Here is a 16872-nt window from a genome sequence, read left to right on the forward strand (position 1 = left end):
TTAATTTTCTCCCTTCACTAATTGGCCAATATTAGGTATATTTAAGCTTCCTTTATGTACTCCTAATATTCTTTCAGCTATATCTTCACAAGCTTTAGCCTTTATTTTTAAATCTTCAAGATTTGTATGGAAAATTCCAGGATCAAACATAAATCCAGTAGCTACTAGCATATACTCTGCAGCTTGTTTTGGATACTTAGTATTAAATGCTCCCTCAATTACTCCCTGTTCTATAATTGAAGCATAAACAGGTATTAGTTTATTTATAGAATTTATAATAAATTTTTGGTGAACCCCAGCATTTTTTTCAGTATGAAGCTCTAAAAACAAATCATCTTGTCTTCTATTTAAGTCAAATTCAATTTTTGCAATTAAATTAAACTTTTGAATTGCATTTAGCTCTTCTCGTTTTTGAATATCAATAATTTTTCCAACTCTTTCTTCTGATAAATTTTCAAGTACTGCAAGAAAAACATCCTCTTTGGACTTATAGTAAATATAAAATGTACCTTGAGCTATACCTGCTAATTTTACAATGTCACTTATGACTGTCTTTTCATAGCCTTTTTCTCTAAACAGCCTTTGTGCTGCTTTTAATATATCTTTTTTCCTCTCTTCTGGTTCTTTAACTGTCCTGCTCATTTTTTCCTCCTCACTTTGAATGACATCATTCATTAAGTCTATAATATCATAATGAATGATGTCATTCAATAAAAAGTTATATTTAACTACTCTATGTTAAATATAAAGCAGTTAAATATAACTTTAATTTAAAATGTGCCTCCCTTTAAAACATTCATTAATTGTAATAAGTCCGTTTCATTAGCACCTTGCTTTTTTACCTTATGGTCGATAGACATATGGCTTTTACCTGATAAAGCAGATAAGCAGTATTGTGCTGCATCATACCCTGCTAAATTTTGCGATAATTTTTTCTTTTCCATTTTATCAATAGGAATTTTACTTATTAAATGCTTATTATTACTTTCATCTACTACATATGTACAATAATATTTTCCTACTTTTTCTGATATAACTTGTTTACTTTTTTTTGATTTCTTTGTATCATTGCTGCTATCTTTACTATCTGTTACTACAGGATAAGCATAAGAATTACCACTAGAAATACTATTTACAGATGAACTCATTTTTATACCTCCTTAATGGAATTTTTATTATATATTGTATATTATAGCATATTATTTTCTAACCTTGAAGAACAATGCCTTTGAGAAGTCCTCTGCTTACCTCATTTAAATAGAAGGTATAAGAATTACTAATGGGGCTTTGCAATATCTTTTACTTTAAAAACTTTGTCTTAGCTATCATTTTCTTATATGTATTGATTTTTTTCTCAAGATTCAGTATATTATCTTCTATTTTACTTTTTTCAAAAGTTAACCTATACATTTGCTCTTCTAATAATTTTAATCGTTCTTCCAGTGTTTTGTCTCCTTCATATCTCAATTTAGAATAATATTGTATATCTTTAATGGGCATATTTGTTTCTTTTAGACGAATTATAAACTTTAACCACTCTATATCTTTTTCACTATATATTCTTCTATTAATCTTGTTCCTCTCAGGATAAATTAAACCAAGTTTCTCGTAATATCTCAATGTATCAATACTCAAACCAATCTTTTTAGAAAACTCTCCAATATAATAATTCAATTCAATTCCCCCTATTGACATGGAGTTAACTCCATCATATATGATAATACTATCATAAAATTAGGAGGTATTTCAATTATGGAAAATAGATATGAAAAAGGAGTAAATAAGCTTAAGGAAGTTGATGGAACAGGGGGAACAGAAGTAGTAGAATCTCTTAAAGATATTGCTCCAGACTTAGGAAAATACATTATTGAATTTGCTTTTGGTGACATTTATACCAGACCAACTTTTGACTTGAAACAGAGAGAACTTGTTACTTTATCTGCACTAACTGCATTAGGTGGATGTGAAAAGCAACTAAAAGTTCATATTAATGGCGCCTTAAATGTTGGAATAACAGAAAAAGAAATTGTAGAAGTTTTTCTACAGTGCATCCCTTACGTTGGTTTCCCAAGAGTCCTAAATGCCGTTTCAGTTGCAAAAGATATTTTCTTAAATAACTAACAAATGAGAGTCTAAAATCCTTAGAAATAAGGGCTTTAGGCTCTCATCCATTTCTAATTTAAATCTTATATAATCTAATTATGATTGCAACTTTACTCCGATAATTTTTGCTTGTTCCTGAATTTCTAATGGAATGCCATTTCTAAAACCTGCTCCATCTAAAATTATACTGCCAATTACACTAAATTCTCCAGCTTTAAACACCGTTTCCACAGCCTGTAGTGTACCTTTACCTTGGTTTATAAGCTGACTAATTGGAAATGGAGAATTACATGCTGTAACCACAGCAGCCTTTTTACCTTTGTGAAGAGGAATGGGCTTTTCAAGTCCACTTGAACCCATTTTCTCAAAAGCAGTAAGATTCCTATCAATAAGTATTTTTAAAGGTCCTGACATATTTCCAAAATAAGTAGGACTGCCAATAACTACTGCATCAGCAGAACAAATTTTATGCCATACATCATGCCCATCATCTTTTGAAAGAACACATATTCTATCAGGTCTGCACTTTAAACAACTTCGGCATGGTTTTATATTTAAATCATATGCATGTATCCATTCCACAGTATGCTTCGGGTCAATTGCCTTTTCAATGCATTTCATTATAGCAACCGTATATCCATTTTTCCTAGGTGATCCATTTAAAAATAGTATTTTCATATTTAATATTCCTCCATTTATATTGTTGTAAATATATTAACTCATCATTTATAATTGTAATAGGAGTTAATTTATACTAGTATAAATTATAATAGGATAGAAAGAGGATTTTAAATATGGAAGAACAACGTTATGAAGAACTAGGAAACTTTTTAAAAATAAGGAGAAGTGAAATTTCACCATCACAAGTAGGGCTTCCAGAAGGTTTAAGACGTCGTACTCCAGGTCTTAGAAGAGAAGAAGTTGCATATCTTTCAGGCGTAAGCTTAACCTGGTATACATGGCTTGAACAAGGACGACCTATAAACGTTTCTGCAGAAGTTATAGAAAGTCTGTCAAGGGCACTAATGCTTGATAAACAGGAGAGAGTACACCTTTATACTCTGGCAAAGCAAGTACCTCCATCTGCTATCCCCTTATATCAATCAACTGTAAATACATCTCTCCAGCATGTATTAGATAATTTAATATTAAGCCCATCTTATATCATGGACGCAAGATGGAATGTTATCGCATGGAATAAATCAGCAAGTGTCGTATTTGCAAACTTTAATAAAATCCAGGTAACCCAGAGAAATATTATATGGATGATGTTCAACAATTTTGATTATAAAAATTTGTTTATAGATTGGGAATCTACCTCCCAAGGAATAATATCTCGGTTTCGTTCAAATTATGCAAAATATATTGATGATCCCTGGATGGTTAGCTTTGTCCATAATCTTGAAATCAAAAATGAAGAATTTAATCTATTTTGGTCAAAACATAATGTACAGATAAAAAGTGAAATCCATAAAAAAATCAACCATCCAATTGTAGGTACAATGACTTTTGAATTTAACAGTTTTGATATTTCTGATAGCTCAAACTTAAAATTAATTGTCAATACTCCACTTTCAAAAACGGATACTGATGTAAAAGTTAAATCACTGCTATATAAATAATTCTTTTACTATGCACTTTTATCCGATGACTACCTGCTCTAATACTTCCACTTCTCCAAGTGGTAGTAAAGAGCAGCTACGTCCCTGGATAACGATTTCTAAGCATCAGGTGGAGTTAAAACTCCATCTGATGCCAAGAACTTTGTTTATTTGGATTTTTTATAGGTATACAAACTCTAACTTCAGCTCCACCTCCATCATTATTTTTAACTTCAACATCACCACCTAATTTGTCTGCCAAAGTTTTGACAATATAGAGTCCTAAACCTGAATGTCCTTTTTCCTTTGACCTGGATTCATCCCCCTCATAAAACTTTTTAAATACATTTTCTAAATCTTTTCTTGAAAATCCACATCCATTATCACAAACAGAAAAAATAACTTTATCTGAATTTAACTTCAAATTTAAAGTTATTCTTCCATCTTCTTTAGTAAACCTTAAACTATTTGAAACTAAATTATCAAGTATTTCTGACAATACATAAGTATCTATTTTTATTAGATCATTAGAACTTCTCAAATCTTGAATAGTACATACAAATTTTACTTTTTTGCCCTGTGCTAGTGCATCATAATCCATACTTTTTTCATTTATATAAGCTACTAAATCACATTCACTATCACTTAGTTTAAAAGTTTCACTTTCAATCTTAGTTAGTAAATTTATTCTTTGAACTTGATTGGACATTCTATCTATATTCCTGTTTATTAAATTTAAATACCTATATAGCTTATCCTTGTCCAATTTCTTACTTTCTAAAAGTCCCTCTACATGCCCTTTTATAATTGTAATGGGTGTTTTTAAATCATGTGCAACATTACTTACTATTTCTCTTCTCTCTTCTTCCATTTTCCACTGGTTTTCTAATGACTTCTTTAAATCTACTCTCATATTCTCAAATGACTTGCAGAGTTTTCCAAGTTCATTATTATTTTCATAACTTATCTTAAACTCCAAGTCCCTAACTCTTATTCTTTCTGCAGCCTCCATTAACTGTTTTAAAGGTACATTTAATTTCTTGTTAAATCTACGGCCAAAGAATATGCTAAATAATATGATATACATAAATGGGGAAAGTATTACAAAAGTATCTGAATACCTAGCAATAAAATTAAACTTAGGATTTTTAGCACTACTTCTTATATAATATTTTAATATAACCATTCCTTTTAAGTCTTTGTTATCTATAATAGGGATAGACATTATAATTTCTGGGTTTATCCGTCCATTAATTTTGGTTGTTTGATCTTTGCTTATAGGCACTTCTGATGCAATAGGCTTTTTAAAATAACCATAAGAAAGTTTGCCAGTTGAATCTACTACCTCATATTCAATACCAGCTGTAGGTATTACTTTTTCAAGTTCATTTTTAAAATCTTTATTTAATATTTTATCCTTATTCTTATTTATATATTGTTTTATTCCAGGTACTAAATCACTATAATAACCTGCTCGTAATATTACTCCTTTATCAATAAGATAAATATCCAATATTAAACCTACTATGGCAAAAAAAACACTTAATATAATCACCAAAATCACTGAAATCATAAATTGTCTCTTAAAAGTTATATTTTTTATTATATTTAATTTCCCCATATGTAATCTGCTCCTATATAATTAGTTAGGCTTTGCACTACTTGTAGTATCTACAAATATCAATCCATCATATCGAAGGTCTAAAATTTCAGACTCAAAGCTTTTATTTTCTCCAGGAAAAACGGCACCTATATCATGACAATATTGAGGTTTTGACAAAATGTTTTTTGCATATTTATTTTTCTTACAAGTGTTAAAATCAATGAAAAAAATAGGATTTACCTTAGAAAAGATGTATGCTGCTGAATTTTCTTTTGCTGCTTTTAAGGTACATTTTCCATTAACTGTTTGTCCATTTTCCTTATTTGTATAGTTAGCTCTTAAGTCACCTTTATTAAACTCAAAGCCAATAACATACATTTTATTGCCATACATATCATATAAATTTGAGCCCATTCTCTTTACATTTCCTTCTGGATAATCTGAATTTGAACTACCAAACTTGTCTATTCCTTTTGACACATGTAAATTATGTGCCCACAACATTATCTTGCTGTCTTCTCCTTCATGATCTAAAATCCACTTTACATTTTCGGCCATATATTTATCTCTTTTAGTTTCTTTTTGAAAATCACTGCCTCCTGTGCCGAACATATCATAAAACTCACATATGACATTTAAATTTTGCATATAAAGCTCATATTGTTCTTTTGAAGACTTTTTTATATATTCATCTTTGTTTTTTTGAAAAATATTTTTTATCTCCTTAATGCCATCAATTGGGAGCTGCTTTTTTACTCCATAATCCAATGTTCTGTCATTAAACTTTGAAAGCACTTCATGTACACTCACTTCATAGAATGGATCAACTTTATTTAAATAATTTATAACATTTTCAGCTGCTGTATGGCTGGACTGCATGTCAAAACCATAGAACTTAATTTTCTTTTCATGTGTTTTATTATATTCCTTCATCCATTCTACCATATCTAAAACTTCCTTGGTATCCCAGGTCCAAAATCCCAAATTTTTTATAAGCTTAATTGGGTCACCATTACCATTTAAAATGTAGTCATTTACTGCCATACAATCAGGTTGTGAAGCTTCCATGGCAAAAACATTATAACCCATTTTTTCCACAAGGAGCTGAAACATTCTATGTTTCATCTGAAAAAATTCTTTAGTTCCATGAGTAGCTTCTCCCATGGCAACAATTCTTTTATCCTTTAATATAGGTTTTAAAGGCATCAAATCTTCAAAACCACTATTATACTTTACTGTTTTTAAATTCACCGCTTTAGTTTTAAAAGCCTGTACAACTTTATTTAATTTATATTTACTATATTGGTTATTAATTCCAATGCCTATTAGTATAAATATAAATGCAGAAATCACTATAATTATAATTTTTTTCAATAAAACCAGCTCCTAATAAAGATAATCTTTCTTTTGCCATAAAAATATACTTACAAGTAATCCCCCAAGCAAGGTGCTTATTAAAGTAATGTAAAAACTCATAGGAGCTGTATTTGATAAAACATGAAAACCATATTCTGTAGTTTTATCCAAAAACTCAAAAAGTTTTATATATAAGCTCAAGCCTAAGAGTGCAGCTATAACAGCTAAAATTGAAATTATAGGATTATTTATTACTAATCCTATAATGCTTGATATTGATAAGACACATAAAGCTATTATAAATTGTATAATGAAAAATTTAGCAGTGTATAAAAGTGCTCCAGACATTGAAAATTCCTGTTGTATTTTATAAAACCTTACACTTGATACATTAGGCATAAACAGATATCCGAAAATTGTACTTATTATAAACGCTATGAACATTAGTATAAAGGTAGTTACAGTTAAGGCTGCCCATTTGCTTACTATAAATTCATATTTTTTATAAGGTCTTGTTACATACATTCTAAAAGCACCTATGGATTGTTCATAATTAATTGAAGATATAAATAAAATAGGCAAAATTAAATATATTAGTTCTACTCTTATTTCATAAAATGTAAAAGGTGAAAAATTAAGTCTGTTCAAATCTACATTATAATCTACACCATCATAGGAGCCCTGCGGACTTATATACCTAAATATACACATTAGTATTATCATACCTAAATAAAATGCTAATAGTAATTGGTTTCTTCTATTCTCAAAAATTCTTTGAAATTCTGAAGCTATTAATCTTTTCATATTCGTGTTACCTCCTAACAATAACAATCTTGATCACTAAATAAACTATGTGCAATTAAATAAAAAACAATTATGTGAAAAGCAATGGATGTAAATATTATCCCCACTTGCTGGGGCGTTTGTGCTAAAAGTGTTTCTATCCCTATATATTGAATTCTTGTAATAAACGAAAAGTACAAAATGTTATATATTTGAGAAGTATTATCCATAAGGAAGGAAAATATCTCTGGTAAAATTATAGATACAAGTATAAATGCTAAACTAGCTGAAAGTGCACCTATAGTAGTTTTGCACATCATTGATATACACATAATAACTGATATAACAGCAGCTAAAGCTAAAAAGGCAATAACATAGTATTTTATATTGTAGATCATACTTTCATTTATTGTAAATTTACTTGAATAATAAGGAAACTTAACTTCCTGCTTTGGTAAAGCTAAATATCCTAAAAAACTGCTTAAAATAAAATTCGTAATTAAAAGTAAAAATACTGTACTCAATGTAACTAGATACTTTACTTTGAAAATCTCACTAAAAGAAAAACTTCTTAGCATTACCATTCTCATTTGCCCTTCTCTATACTCACTGGTTACAGCCATGATAATAAGAAGGATTACTATAACATCAAAAAACAATATGCTTTCGTTTCTTAAGATTACGCTTGGAAAATTTAAGCAAGAAACATATTTAGGGCTATTTGGAGTAATTAAAGCATCTATTTTAATATAGTGTTTTATAGCAATTATAATTGCCAGTGGTATTAGCATAAATGAAATCCAAGTAGATTTCCTATTCCACAATCTTTGCCATTCACTAATAAATAATTGTTTCATAATCACATCTTCCTCCTAACATCCACTTACTAATTTTATAAAGGCATCCTCTAATCTGCCGCTTTTGCCCATTGATTCTAGGTCATCCTTACTTCCCTGCCATACAAGTTTTCCTTTGTTTATTACTACAAATCTATTGCAAAGCTGTTGAAGTTCATCTAACAAATGACTTGATATAAAGAAAGTTATTTTCTTTTCTTTTTGGAGCTTAAATATAAGTTCTCTTAAATCTCTCATGCCCATTGGATCAAGTCCATTTGCAGGTTCATCTAAAATAATTACTTCTGGATTGTTTAAAAGTGCTTGTGCAATACCAAGTCTCTGCTTCATTCCTAAGGAATAAGTTTTAACTTTATCACAGCCTCTATCTTGAAGGTCTACTATCTTTAAAACCTCCTCCACCTTTTCTTTTTGTTCAAACTTTGACATACCTGGATTTAACATAGCTAAGTTCTGAAGATTTTTTCTTCCTGACATATATGGAAAGAATATAGGTTCTTCAACTATTGCTCCAAGTTTTAATAATGCATTTTTTCTTTCTTTTACTACATTAGTTCCGTTTATAGTTACTTCTCCTTCCGTAGGTGAAATTAGATTTGTTATTATTCTAATCATAGTAGTTTTTCCTGCACCGTTGGGTCCAATAAAGCCGCAGATATCACCTTCATGAACATTGAAGGAAATGTTTTCTAATATAGTTTTTTTCCCTATTTTTTTGCTCACATTTTTAACTGCAATTTTTTCACTTGACATAAATTAATGCCTCCTAATTACTAATACTTTTTGAACACAAGGTAATTATAAGAGGCAATTTTAAAGTTTTCTTAAAGTTTTAAATTTTATTTATAAAAGTTATTATACTTATTGCATAAAAAATAGACTAAACCAGATTTTTGGCTTAATCTTACTTTTCCCACTTATACCCTACTCCCCAGACAGTAGAAATATATTCTTCTTCAGTATCAAAGCTTTGAATCTTATGTCTTATCTTTTTAACATGCTCCGCTACCGATGCTGAATCTCCTTCAGCATCATAACCCCATACTTTCTCATATATCTGTTCCTTTGAAAAAACTTGTCCACAATTTACTGATAAAAATTCAATTATATCAAATTCCTTCTTAGTTAAAATTACTAACTGGCCATTACAATAAACTTCTCTATTTCTTAAGTTTATACTTACATTTTTAAAATATAAATTAGCCTTTTCACAATTATTTGTGTTTCTTTTTTCTCTTCTTAAATGAGCGTGTATTCTTGCTTTTAATTGTCTTAAACTAAATGGCTTTTGAATATAATCATCTCCACCAGAAGCAAGACCCTTAATTATGTCTCTTTCTTCTCCTTTAGCAGTTAAAAAGATAATTGGACAGCTTACTATATCTCTTATATCATTACATACCTCATATCCACTTTTACCTGGCATCATGATATCAAGCAATATTAAATCTGGATAAAACTTTATTTTTTCCAAGGCTTCTTCACCACTAGAAGCAGTAAAAACTTCATAATCATCTTCCTCCAATGAATCTTTTAAAAAAGATATTATATCCTCTTCATCATCTACTACTAATATTTTTTCTCTCAATTTTTATCACTCCAATAATAATTCTTATATCTGCTTTATTTTGTAAATAAACTTTTCCTATTTATTTGTAATTCACTTGAAGATAAATTAATCAATAATTCCTCAATAGCAGAAATACTTGCAATAGTACAAACTATATAAATAATCATATTTGATTGCACAAAAGCAAGTGATATTATAAACACAAACAGTATAAATCCTGTGAATTTGTTTCCATAAGTATGAAGCATCTCAAAAGTTTTATACTTTATAAATATCACTATCATTGATATTATTTTAATCATTGCTATAATGGCAACCCAGATGATAATTCTAATTGTCGGTTTAATAACTGGGTACAGTACAATTATTAATACCAATATCATTATAAAATCCCCAATAGAATCAAGATTATCACCTAGTTTGCTTTGGGTATGTGTTTTTCTTGCTAAATATCCATCAAGAACATCAGTAATTTGACAAGCAAGAAAAATTACAAAAAATGATTCACTCAAAGGTCTTACAAATAACATCATAATTGCAAGAAATATTCTTAAAACCGATATGCAATTTGCTGCTGAATTAATTATCATAGAATTATCCTTTCTTGTATAATCACATTTGACATCATTTTGATGATGAATGAAATACTACCAAAAACCAAATAGCATTTACAATTAATGATGCAATGCAAATAACTCCTATTAATGTATATAATAAATTTTTAGCAAACAAATTAGAAATAAAAACAACTGTTATTAATGAAAAATCTGATAATATTCCAATTGCAAGAACAAATGCCAATACAAATCTCACTGCTCTTATTCCTAATATATAAATCATTAAAGGTACTATATAAAATAATAAAATAATACCTACAGATGACCACATGCCAAAAGAATTGAATTTATTGGCATGTAGACCGGATTTAGAAAGTGGTGAAAGAGATATCATAACTATCAGTAAGCAAAAAAGTACTGCAGAAACTAATGTTATAAAAATAACCTTACACTTATTTTTTTGTTCTATCATTATTTAGGCATCCTTTCTTAATTTTTATTCATTCCAATTGAAAATGAATTATTAATTATATTATATTATGATAAAATGTAAATAAGCAACATTACTTTTAAGAGGTGTATTAAATGTACAATATAATGCTAATTGAAGATGATAAAAAATTAAATAGTCTTATAAGAAATCATCTTAAGAAGTATGGATATCAAACTTGCTGTGTAAATAATTTTTGTGATATAAAAACTGAATTTATTAAAAATAACCCCCATCTTGTTCTCATGGACATTAACTTACCCTTATATGATGGCTTTTACTGGTGCAGAGATATAAGAACAATATCTAATGTACCTATAATATTTCTTTCAGCTAGAAATTCTGATATGGATCAAGTTATGGCCATTGAAAATGGAGGGGATGATTATATAACCAAACCTTTTTCCTACGAAGTACTCATTGCAAAAATAAAAGGAGTTATAAGAAGAGTTTATGGCAGTTATTCCGAAAACAGCAGCAGTGAAGTATTTGAATCAAATGGACTTTTTTTGCATTTAAATCAAAACATAGTAGAATATCAAAGTAAAAAAATAGAACTTAGCAAAAAAGAATTTCAACTTTTATACTCTCTGATCAAAAATGCAAATAAAATTGTCTCCAGAGAAAGTTTGCTAGAAGTTTTATGGAATGATGTAGATTTTGTTGATGACAATACCTTATCTGTTAACATTACCCGAGTTAGGAAAAGGCTTGAAGAACTTGGAATTACTAAAGTTATTGAAACCAAGCGTGGGCAAGGTTATAAAATAGTACCTAATTGGTAAAACAAAGCAGGTGAAATAAATGAATTTTAAAGACTTTCTTAAGGATAAGATACCTTTTGCAGTAATTTATTTTTTAACTACTGCTGCAGTTATACTTGTAATGTATCTTACTTTAATCATAAACAAAATTGAACTTATGAATAATAACATACTTTATGCGTGGTTAATTTCAATAATCTTTTTTATACTATTTTTGATATATGACTACTTAAAAAATAAACATTTTTATAATCAACTTAACATAATGCTAAATTCAAATGAAGATTTAGATAATATACTTAATATAGGAAGTTGCAGCACTCGTGAGCAGGAAATATTTAAAAAACTCTTGCTTAAAACTTATAAAATATGTAGTGAAAGAACTATAAAATACGAAGAAACACACAAAGAATACATAAATTTTATAAATAAATGGGTACATCAAATGAAAACTCCTGTATCTGTTATGAATCTCATACTTCAAGATGAAATAAATGAAGATAATAGAGCTCTATTTGACAGTATATTAGAAGAAAATGAAAAGTTATCTCATGGTCTTGATATGATGCTTTGTAATGCAAGAGTTAATGAATTTAATCTGGATTTTAATGTAGAAAGCTTAAACATTATATCCATTGTTAGAAATGTTTTAAATGACAATAAGAAAGCGCTCATAAGGAACCATGTATTTCCTAAAATTACATCTGATACAGATATAACAGTAGAAACAGATAAAAAATGGATTTACTTTGTAATAAATCAAATAGTTATAAATGCTATAAAATATTCAAAGCTGAAAATTCAGGACAACAAATATATTACATTTAAAATCAAGGATGAAAATTCAAAAATTATGTTATCCATAAGTGATGAAGGAATAGGTATACCAAAAGAAGATTTAAATAGAGTATTTAATGCTTTCTTTACAGGTAAAAATGGAAGAAAAAGTGATGAATCTACAGGTATGGGAATGTATCTTACAAAAAAAATATGTGACAAACTTGGTCATGAAATCCTTGTAGAATCGGAAGAAGGCAAAGGTTCCACCTTTTCTATTGTATTTTTCAAGGGTAAAAACTTGTTTAAATTTTAATCTTTCAATATTGTAAGATTAAAATTGTATTTGAAAGAGAAATCGATACATTGATTTCTCTAATTTTTTTATAATATATACATAAAGTTCAAGATATTTCTCATCTAAAAAAATGAGAATATTATGGACAGCAGACATGAGATTAATAGATGAAAGGAATGATAACATGTCAGTATTAAAAGCTGAAAATATAAGTAAAATTTATGGTGATAAAAGAGGAAGCTTACAGGTAAAAGCCCTTGATAAATTTAATATTAGCATAGATGAAGGAGAATTTGTAGGGGTCATGGGGCCTTCAGGAAGTGGGAAAAGTACCCTTTTAAATATTCTTGCAACAATAGATACTCCAACCTCAGGAGAACTTTTCATAAATGAAATTAATCCAGAAAAACTTGACGAAAAGAAAGCTGCACTATTTAGGAGAAAGGAACTTGGATTCATATTTCAAGATTTCAATTTACTAGATTCCCTATCAATAAAGGAAAATATAATACTTCCACTAGTACTTAATAAAACAAATACTCATGAAATAGAAAAAAAAGTAGATGATATTGCTTCACTTTTAAATATAAGAAAGATTTTAGATAAAAGGCCTTATGAAACTTCAGGTGGCCAGCAGCAAAGAGCCGCTTGTGCAAGAGCACTAATTCATAGTCCATCTATAATACTTGCAGATGAACCTACTGGAAATCTTGATTCTAAAGCTTCTCAGGATGTTATGGAATCTTTGACTAATTTAAATAATGAAAGAAAAGCAACTATAATGATGGTTACTCATGATCCTTTTGCAGCCAGCTTTTGTAAAAGAATAATAATGATTAAGGACGGAAGATTCTTTTTAGAAATTGTAAAAGGAGGTAATCGTCAAGCTTTCTTCAAGGAAATTATGGATTCACTTACTTTAATAGGAGGTCATTATAATGACATTGCATAACATCGCTGTTAAAAATATAAAGGGAAATTTAAATAAATTTATAATGTACTATTTAAGCAATACTTTTGTAGTTATGGTATTTTTCATATTTGGAAATTTTCTTTTAAATCCTAAGGCTTCCAGTTTAAAAAACATGGGCCAGGCTGGAGCAATTATGACAGAAACAGTTTATCTTTGTGAGTTTGTAATACTCATATTCACAGTTGTATTTACTAACTACTCCATATCAAGTTTTTTAAAATCAAGAGAAAAGGAATTTGGACTTTTATCAATGTTTGGACTGACAAAAAGCCAGGTAAGAAATTATGTTATTTTTGAAAACTTCATTGTTTCTTTATTTTCAATAACAACAGGGGTCATCTTTGGTATTCTTTTTTCCAAATTATTTTTTATGGCAATTTCAGCTATTTTGATTTTGAATGCTGAAATCCCCTTTACCATATCAATTAAAGCTGTACTATTAACTTCAGTATGTTTTTTAGTATTGTTTCAAATAACCTGTTTAAAAGCAAGTTATAAGATAAAGAGCAATAATATAATAGAACTTTTAAAAGGCTCACGGGTTGCAAAGCCAGTACCTAAATTTTCTAGTAAAAAATCAGTTTTATCTATAATATTAATTGTATTTGGATACATTTTAGCGGTTTTTTCAGGTCAGGCTATTGTACTCACTATGTTCCCTATTTTAATTGTAGTAGTAACTGGCACCTATATGCTGTACTCTCAATTCAGCATATACATTACAAGTAAACTTAAAAATAATAATAAAATCTTTTATAAAGGCATCAATATGATAACACTGTCTCAAATAATATATAAACTCAGTGACAATACAAAAATACTATTTGCTGTTTCAATACTTTCAGCTGTAACCTTGACAGCTTCTGCAAGCGTATACTCATTTCAAAAAACTGTACAAAAACAAACTATGCTAGACTACCCACAAGACATAAGTTTTATTGAAAATGGATTAAATGCACACAATGTAATATCTCCTAAAGAAGTAGAAAAAGTTTTTAAATCCTATGGAAATGAAATAAAATATAAAAGTAAAATTATTCTTATAAAAGCAACTAATAATGACTTATCTTCAAATAAGCACTCAAATTTTGAAGAACTCGTAAATAGAAAAAATTTCTATATTATGTCCAATACTGATTATAATGTTTTAGCAAGTGAGCAAAAGAAAACACCTATTAAATTAAATAATGGTGAAGTAATTGTTCACTATCATAATGTCATTGCAACTAAAGATACAAAATTATTTGCTGATAAAAATTATTTAAAATTAAATACCGAAGATACTTCCATAAATTTAAAGCTTAAAAATGAAATAAATGGTGGAATAATTAATAAGGATAAACAGAACTCTAATACTGCAGTAATAAGCGATGATGACTTTAAGAAACTTAAAGCTGATATTAAGGATGATAATCTTCAAGTTTATTATGGTTATACTATAAAAAATGGATTTAAAGCAGTAAATTCAGTATCAAAGATAAAAAGTGAAATTCCAAAGGAAATGAAAAACAGTTTTTCTGAAAGAGTATTAAGCTTTTCTAAAATGATGGAAGTTATGTCTACATTTTTCTTCATAGGAACCTTTATTTCAGTATTGTTCTTTATAGCAACCTGCAGCATAATATACTTTAAATTATTTAATGAAATTCAAAATGATAAGCATGAATTTACAGCTCTTAAAAAAATGGGAATGTCTACAGATGAAATAAAAAAAATAGTAAGTACTCAATGCTTTATAATGTTCTTTCTCCCTTTTGCAGTATCCTTTATTCACACTAGTTTTGCAATAAAGGCCTTAAGCAATATATTACAAACAAGCCTTAGCCTTTATTTAATGATTATAGTTGGAATTTATTTTCTACTCCAGACAATTTACTTTTTCTTTTCAAGGACTATGTATGTAAAGCAAATAAATACATGGCAGTAGTTAAATTACTACTTTTAAAAAGTAAAGAGTGCAATCGCTTTCTTAGAAAATTTAGAGGCAGTACTTTCTCAATGTGCCTCTAATTTTCTTTTAAATGCATATCAATTCTATGCGATACTTTATATTTAACCGCTATTTCTAAACCCATAGTGTGAAAATCTATAAGAGCAACTTTAATAAATCATATTCCTTTTGTTTATCAGTATTTTTGCTATTTACCTTGCTGAAGTCTACATCTATTATTTTGTTATCCTTAATTCCAACAGCCCTTCCTGCAAAACCTTTTATCAATAGTTCTACAGCTTTAACCCCCATTTTACTCGCTAATACTCTATCAAAAGCAGACGGATTTCCCCCTCTTTGTATAAACCCTAAAACAGTGTTTCTTATACTAATATTTAGTCTTTTTTCTATATAATTTTGAAGTTCTTCTATATCATACATTCTTTCAGTTATTATTATCACATTATCATTTTTTCCGCTGCTTATATTTTTGCTCAATTTATTACATATAGTATTAAAATCTAATTTTTTTTCAGGAGTAGATATTATTTCTCCTCCTCCAGCTAAAGCTGAATATAGCGCTAAATCACCACAATACCTTCCCATTACCTCTACAATAGTAGTTTTTTCATGGGAAGAATCTGTATCTCTTATTTTACCTATACATTCTAAAACTGTATTTAAAGTTGTATCAAACCCTATACAATAATCTGTATAAGCCAAATCATTATCTATAGTTCCTGGTAATGCTATAACCTTTATTCCTAGCTTGCTAAGTTCTTCCGCCCCTTGAAAAGACCCATCTCCTCCAACTACAACAAGACTATCTAATTCAAATTTTTTTAATGTTTCTAAAGCTTTTTTTCTTCCACCTTCATCCATAAATTCTAGACACCTAGCCGTTTTTAGTATAGTGCCTCCTTTTTCTGCAATACCGTCTATATCTAAATTATATAATTTTATTATATCTTCTTCTATCAAGCCCTTATACCCGTATTTTATACCCAAAACTTCTATGCTATTATAATTTGCAGATTTTACTACTGCTCTTATAGTAGCATTCATTCCTGGAGCATCTCCTCCACTTGTCAAAATTCCTATTTTCATATATTTCACCTGCTTAATATAACTTTTAATAGCCTTGTGTATAATTCACATGTCCTTATTTTGATGGGCCTATAGATCATGTTCTTACAGCCTCTATACACTG

Annotated in this window: 19 protein-coding genes; 6 read left to right on the forward strand and 13 right to left on the reverse strand. The window is 28.7% G+C overall.

From position 1 onward, the window contains the following. The 3 genes from DMR38_RS13240 to DMR38_RS13250 form a co-directional block, all read right to left on the reverse strand. Positions 1–642 carry a TetR/AcrR family transcriptional regulator gene (locus DMR38_RS13240; RefSeq protein ID WP_127721766.1) on the reverse strand — a complete coding sequence of 214 codons (642 nt, stop codon included), beginning with the start codon at positions 640–642 and terminating at the stop codon, positions 1–3. 128 nt (positions 643–770) lie between these two features. Beyond that, positions 771–1148, reverse strand: coding sequence for a hypothetical protein (locus tag DMR38_RS13245; RefSeq protein ID WP_127721767.1), 378 nt, complete (start codon positions 1146–1148; stop codon positions 771–773). Positions 1149–1299: 151 nt separating this feature from the next. Next, on the reverse strand, positions 1300–1674 hold the full coding sequence (locus tag DMR38_RS13250; protein ID WP_127721768.1) for a MerR family transcriptional regulator: 375 nt from the start codon (positions 1672–1674) through the stop codon (positions 1300–1302). A 78-nt stretch (positions 1675–1752) separates the two neighbouring features. Here DMR38_RS13250 and DMR38_RS13255 point away from each other — a divergent pair, with 78 nt between their 5' ends. After that, a complete protein-coding gene (locus DMR38_RS13255) occupies positions 1753–2121 on the forward strand; it encodes a carboxymuconolactone decarboxylase family protein (protein WP_127721769.1) in 369 nt (122 codons plus the stop codon). A 78-nt stretch (positions 2122–2199) separates the two neighbouring features. Here the strand turns inward: DMR38_RS13255 and DMR38_RS13260 are convergent, their stop codons facing one another. After that, a complete protein-coding gene (locus DMR38_RS13260) occupies positions 2200–2781 on the reverse strand; it encodes a flavodoxin family protein (RefSeq protein WP_127721770.1) in 582 nt (193 codons plus the stop codon). A 116-nt stretch (positions 2782–2897) separates the two neighbouring features. Here DMR38_RS13260 and DMR38_RS13265 point away from each other — a divergent pair, with 116 nt between their 5' ends. Continuing rightward, positions 2898–3725: a helix-turn-helix transcriptional regulator gene (locus DMR38_RS13265; RefSeq protein ID WP_127721771.1), complete on the forward strand. Its 828-nt coding sequence runs from the start codon at positions 2898–2900 to the stop codon at positions 3723–3725. A 115-nt stretch (positions 3726–3840) separates the two neighbouring features. Here DMR38_RS13265 and DMR38_RS13275 read toward each other — a convergent pair whose 3' ends face one another. The 8 genes from DMR38_RS13275 to DMR38_RS13310 all read right to left on the reverse strand — a co-directional run bounded on the left by DMR38_RS13275 (position 3841) and on the right by DMR38_RS13310 (position 10902). Then, entirely contained in the window at positions 3841–5325 is a 1485-nt protein-coding gene (locus tag DMR38_RS13275) for a HAMP domain-containing sensor histidine kinase (RefSeq protein ID WP_175413007.1), read from the reverse strand. Between the two features lie 21 nt (positions 5326–5346). Then, positions 5347–6681 (reverse strand): erythromycin esterase family protein, encoded by a 1335-nt coding sequence (locus DMR38_RS13280; RefSeq protein WP_127721772.1) that lies wholly within the window; start codon positions 6679–6681, stop codon positions 5347–5349. Positions 6682–6693: 12 nt separating this feature from the next. Further along, complete coding sequence (locus DMR38_RS13285; RefSeq protein WP_127721773.1) at positions 6694–7467, reverse strand: ABC transporter permease; 774 nt, start codon at positions 7465–7467, stop codon at positions 6694–6696. Between the two features lie 14 nt (positions 7468–7481). Then, entirely contained in the window at positions 7482–8303 is an 822-nt protein-coding gene (locus DMR38_RS13290) for an ABC transporter permease (RefSeq protein WP_243124295.1), read from the reverse strand. Between the two features lie 15 nt (positions 8304–8318). Next, positions 8319–9056, reverse strand: coding sequence for an ATP-binding cassette domain-containing protein (locus tag DMR38_RS13295; RefSeq protein WP_127721775.1), 738 nt, complete (start codon positions 9054–9056; stop codon positions 8319–8321). A gap of 151 nt (positions 9057–9207) precedes the next feature. After that, entirely contained in the window at positions 9208–9891 is a 684-nt protein-coding gene (locus DMR38_RS13300) for a response regulator transcription factor (protein ID WP_127721776.1), read from the reverse strand. Positions 9892–9926: 35 nt separating this feature from the next. Continuing rightward, a complete protein-coding gene (locus tag DMR38_RS13305) occupies positions 9927–10463 on the reverse strand; it encodes a CDP-alcohol phosphatidyltransferase family protein (RefSeq protein ID WP_127721777.1) in 537 nt (178 codons plus the stop codon). Between the two features lie 34 nt (positions 10464–10497). Then, positions 10498–10902: a DUF5391 family protein gene (locus DMR38_RS13310; RefSeq protein ID WP_127721778.1), complete on the reverse strand. Its 405-nt coding sequence runs from the start codon at positions 10900–10902 to the stop codon at positions 10498–10500. 113 nt (positions 10903–11015) lie between these two features. On the opposite strand from DMR38_RS13310, the gene DMR38_RS13315 reads away from it, so the two are divergent. The 4 genes from DMR38_RS13315 to DMR38_RS13330 all read left to right on the forward strand — a co-directional run bounded on the left by DMR38_RS13315 (position 11016) and on the right by DMR38_RS13330 (position 15659). Next, positions 11016–11705 carry a response regulator transcription factor gene (locus DMR38_RS13315; protein WP_127721779.1) on the forward strand — a complete coding sequence of 230 codons (690 nt, stop codon included), beginning with the start codon at positions 11016–11018 and terminating at the stop codon, positions 11703–11705. 19 nt (positions 11706–11724) lie between these two features. Continuing rightward, complete coding sequence (locus DMR38_RS13320; protein WP_127721780.1) at positions 11725–12777, forward strand: sensor histidine kinase; 1053 nt, start codon at positions 11725–11727, stop codon at positions 12775–12777. Positions 12778–12943: 166 nt separating this feature from the next. After that, positions 12944–13711 carry an ABC transporter ATP-binding protein gene (locus DMR38_RS13325; protein WP_127724063.1) on the forward strand — a complete coding sequence of 256 codons (768 nt, stop codon included), beginning with the start codon at positions 12944–12946 and terminating at the stop codon, positions 13709–13711. After that, positions 13698–15659, forward strand: coding sequence for an ABC transporter permease (locus DMR38_RS13330; RefSeq protein WP_127721781.1), 1962 nt, complete (start codon positions 13698–13700; stop codon positions 15657–15659). The genes DMR38_RS13325 and DMR38_RS13330 overlap by 14 nt, the downstream gene beginning before the upstream one ends. A 159-nt stretch (positions 15660–15818) precedes the next feature. On the opposite strand, the gene pfkA is transcribed toward DMR38_RS13330, so the two are convergent. Beyond that, entirely contained in the window at positions 15819–16769 is a 951-nt protein-coding gene (gene pfkA / locus DMR38_RS13335) for a 6-phosphofructokinase (protein WP_127721782.1), read from the reverse strand. Positions 16770–16872: the final 103 nt, after the last annotated feature.

The organism is Clostridium sp. AWRP (assembly GCF_004006395.2).
Lineage (GTDB): Bacteria > Bacillota > Clostridia > Clostridiales > Clostridiaceae > Clostridium_B.

Bases quoted from the DNA above. Each gene is read 5' to 3' on its own strand.
- DMR38_RS13240 (WP_127721766.1), bottom strand. From the start codon at position 642: ATGAGCAGGACAGTTAAAGAACCAGAAGAGAGGAAAAAAGATATATTA.
- DMR38_RS13245 (WP_127721767.1), bottom strand. From the start codon at position 1,148: ATGAGTTCATCTGTAAATAGTATTTCTAGTGGTAATTCTTATGCTTAT.
- DMR38_RS13255 (WP_127721769.1), top strand. From the start codon at position 1,753: ATGGAAAATAGATATGAAAAAGGAGTAAATAAGCTTAAGGAAGTTGAT.
- DMR38_RS13260 (WP_127721770.1), bottom strand. From the start codon at position 2,781: ATGAAAATACTATTTTTAAATGGATCACCTAGGAAAAATGGATATACG.
- DMR38_RS13265 (WP_127721771.1), top strand. From the start codon at position 2,898: ATGGAAGAACAACGTTATGAAGAACTAGGAAACTTTTTAAAAATAAGG.
- DMR38_RS13275 (WP_175413007.1), bottom strand. From the start codon at position 5,325: ATGGGGAAATTAAATATAATAAAAAATATAACTTTTAAGAGACAATTT.
- DMR38_RS13285 (WP_127721773.1), bottom strand. From the start codon at position 7,467: ATGAAAAGATTAATAGCTTCAGAATTTCAAAGAATTTTTGAGAATAGA.
- DMR38_RS13290 (WP_243124295.1), bottom strand. From the start codon at position 8,303: ATGAAACAATTATTTATTAGTGAATGGCAAAGATTGTGGAATAGGAAA.
- DMR38_RS13295 (WP_127721775.1), bottom strand. From the start codon at position 9,056: ATGTCAAGTGAAAAAATTGCAGTTAAAAATGTGAGCAAAAAAATAGGG.
- DMR38_RS13305 (WP_127721777.1), bottom strand. From the start codon at position 10,463: ATGATAATTAATTCAGCAGCAAATTGCATATCGGTTTTAAGAATATTT.
- DMR38_RS13310 (WP_127721778.1), bottom strand. From the start codon at position 10,902: ATGATAGAACAAAAAAATAAGTGTAAGGTTATTTTTATAACATTAGTT.
- DMR38_RS13315 (WP_127721779.1), top strand. From the start codon at position 11,016: ATGTACAATATAATGCTAATTGAAGATGATAAAAAATTAAATAGTCTT.
- DMR38_RS13320 (WP_127721780.1), top strand. From the start codon at position 11,725: ATGAATTTTAAAGACTTTCTTAAGGATAAGATACCTTTTGCAGTAATT.
- DMR38_RS13325 (WP_127724063.1), top strand. From the start codon at position 12,944: ATGTCAGTATTAAAAGCTGAAAATATAAGTAAAATTTATGGTGATAAA.
- DMR38_RS13330 (WP_127721781.1), top strand. From the start codon at position 13,698: ATGACATTGCATAACATCGCTGTTAAAAATATAAAGGGAAATTTAAAT.
- pfkA (WP_127721782.1), bottom strand. From the start codon at position 16,769: ATGAAAATAGGAATTTTGACAAGTGGAGGAGATGCTCCAGGAATGAAT.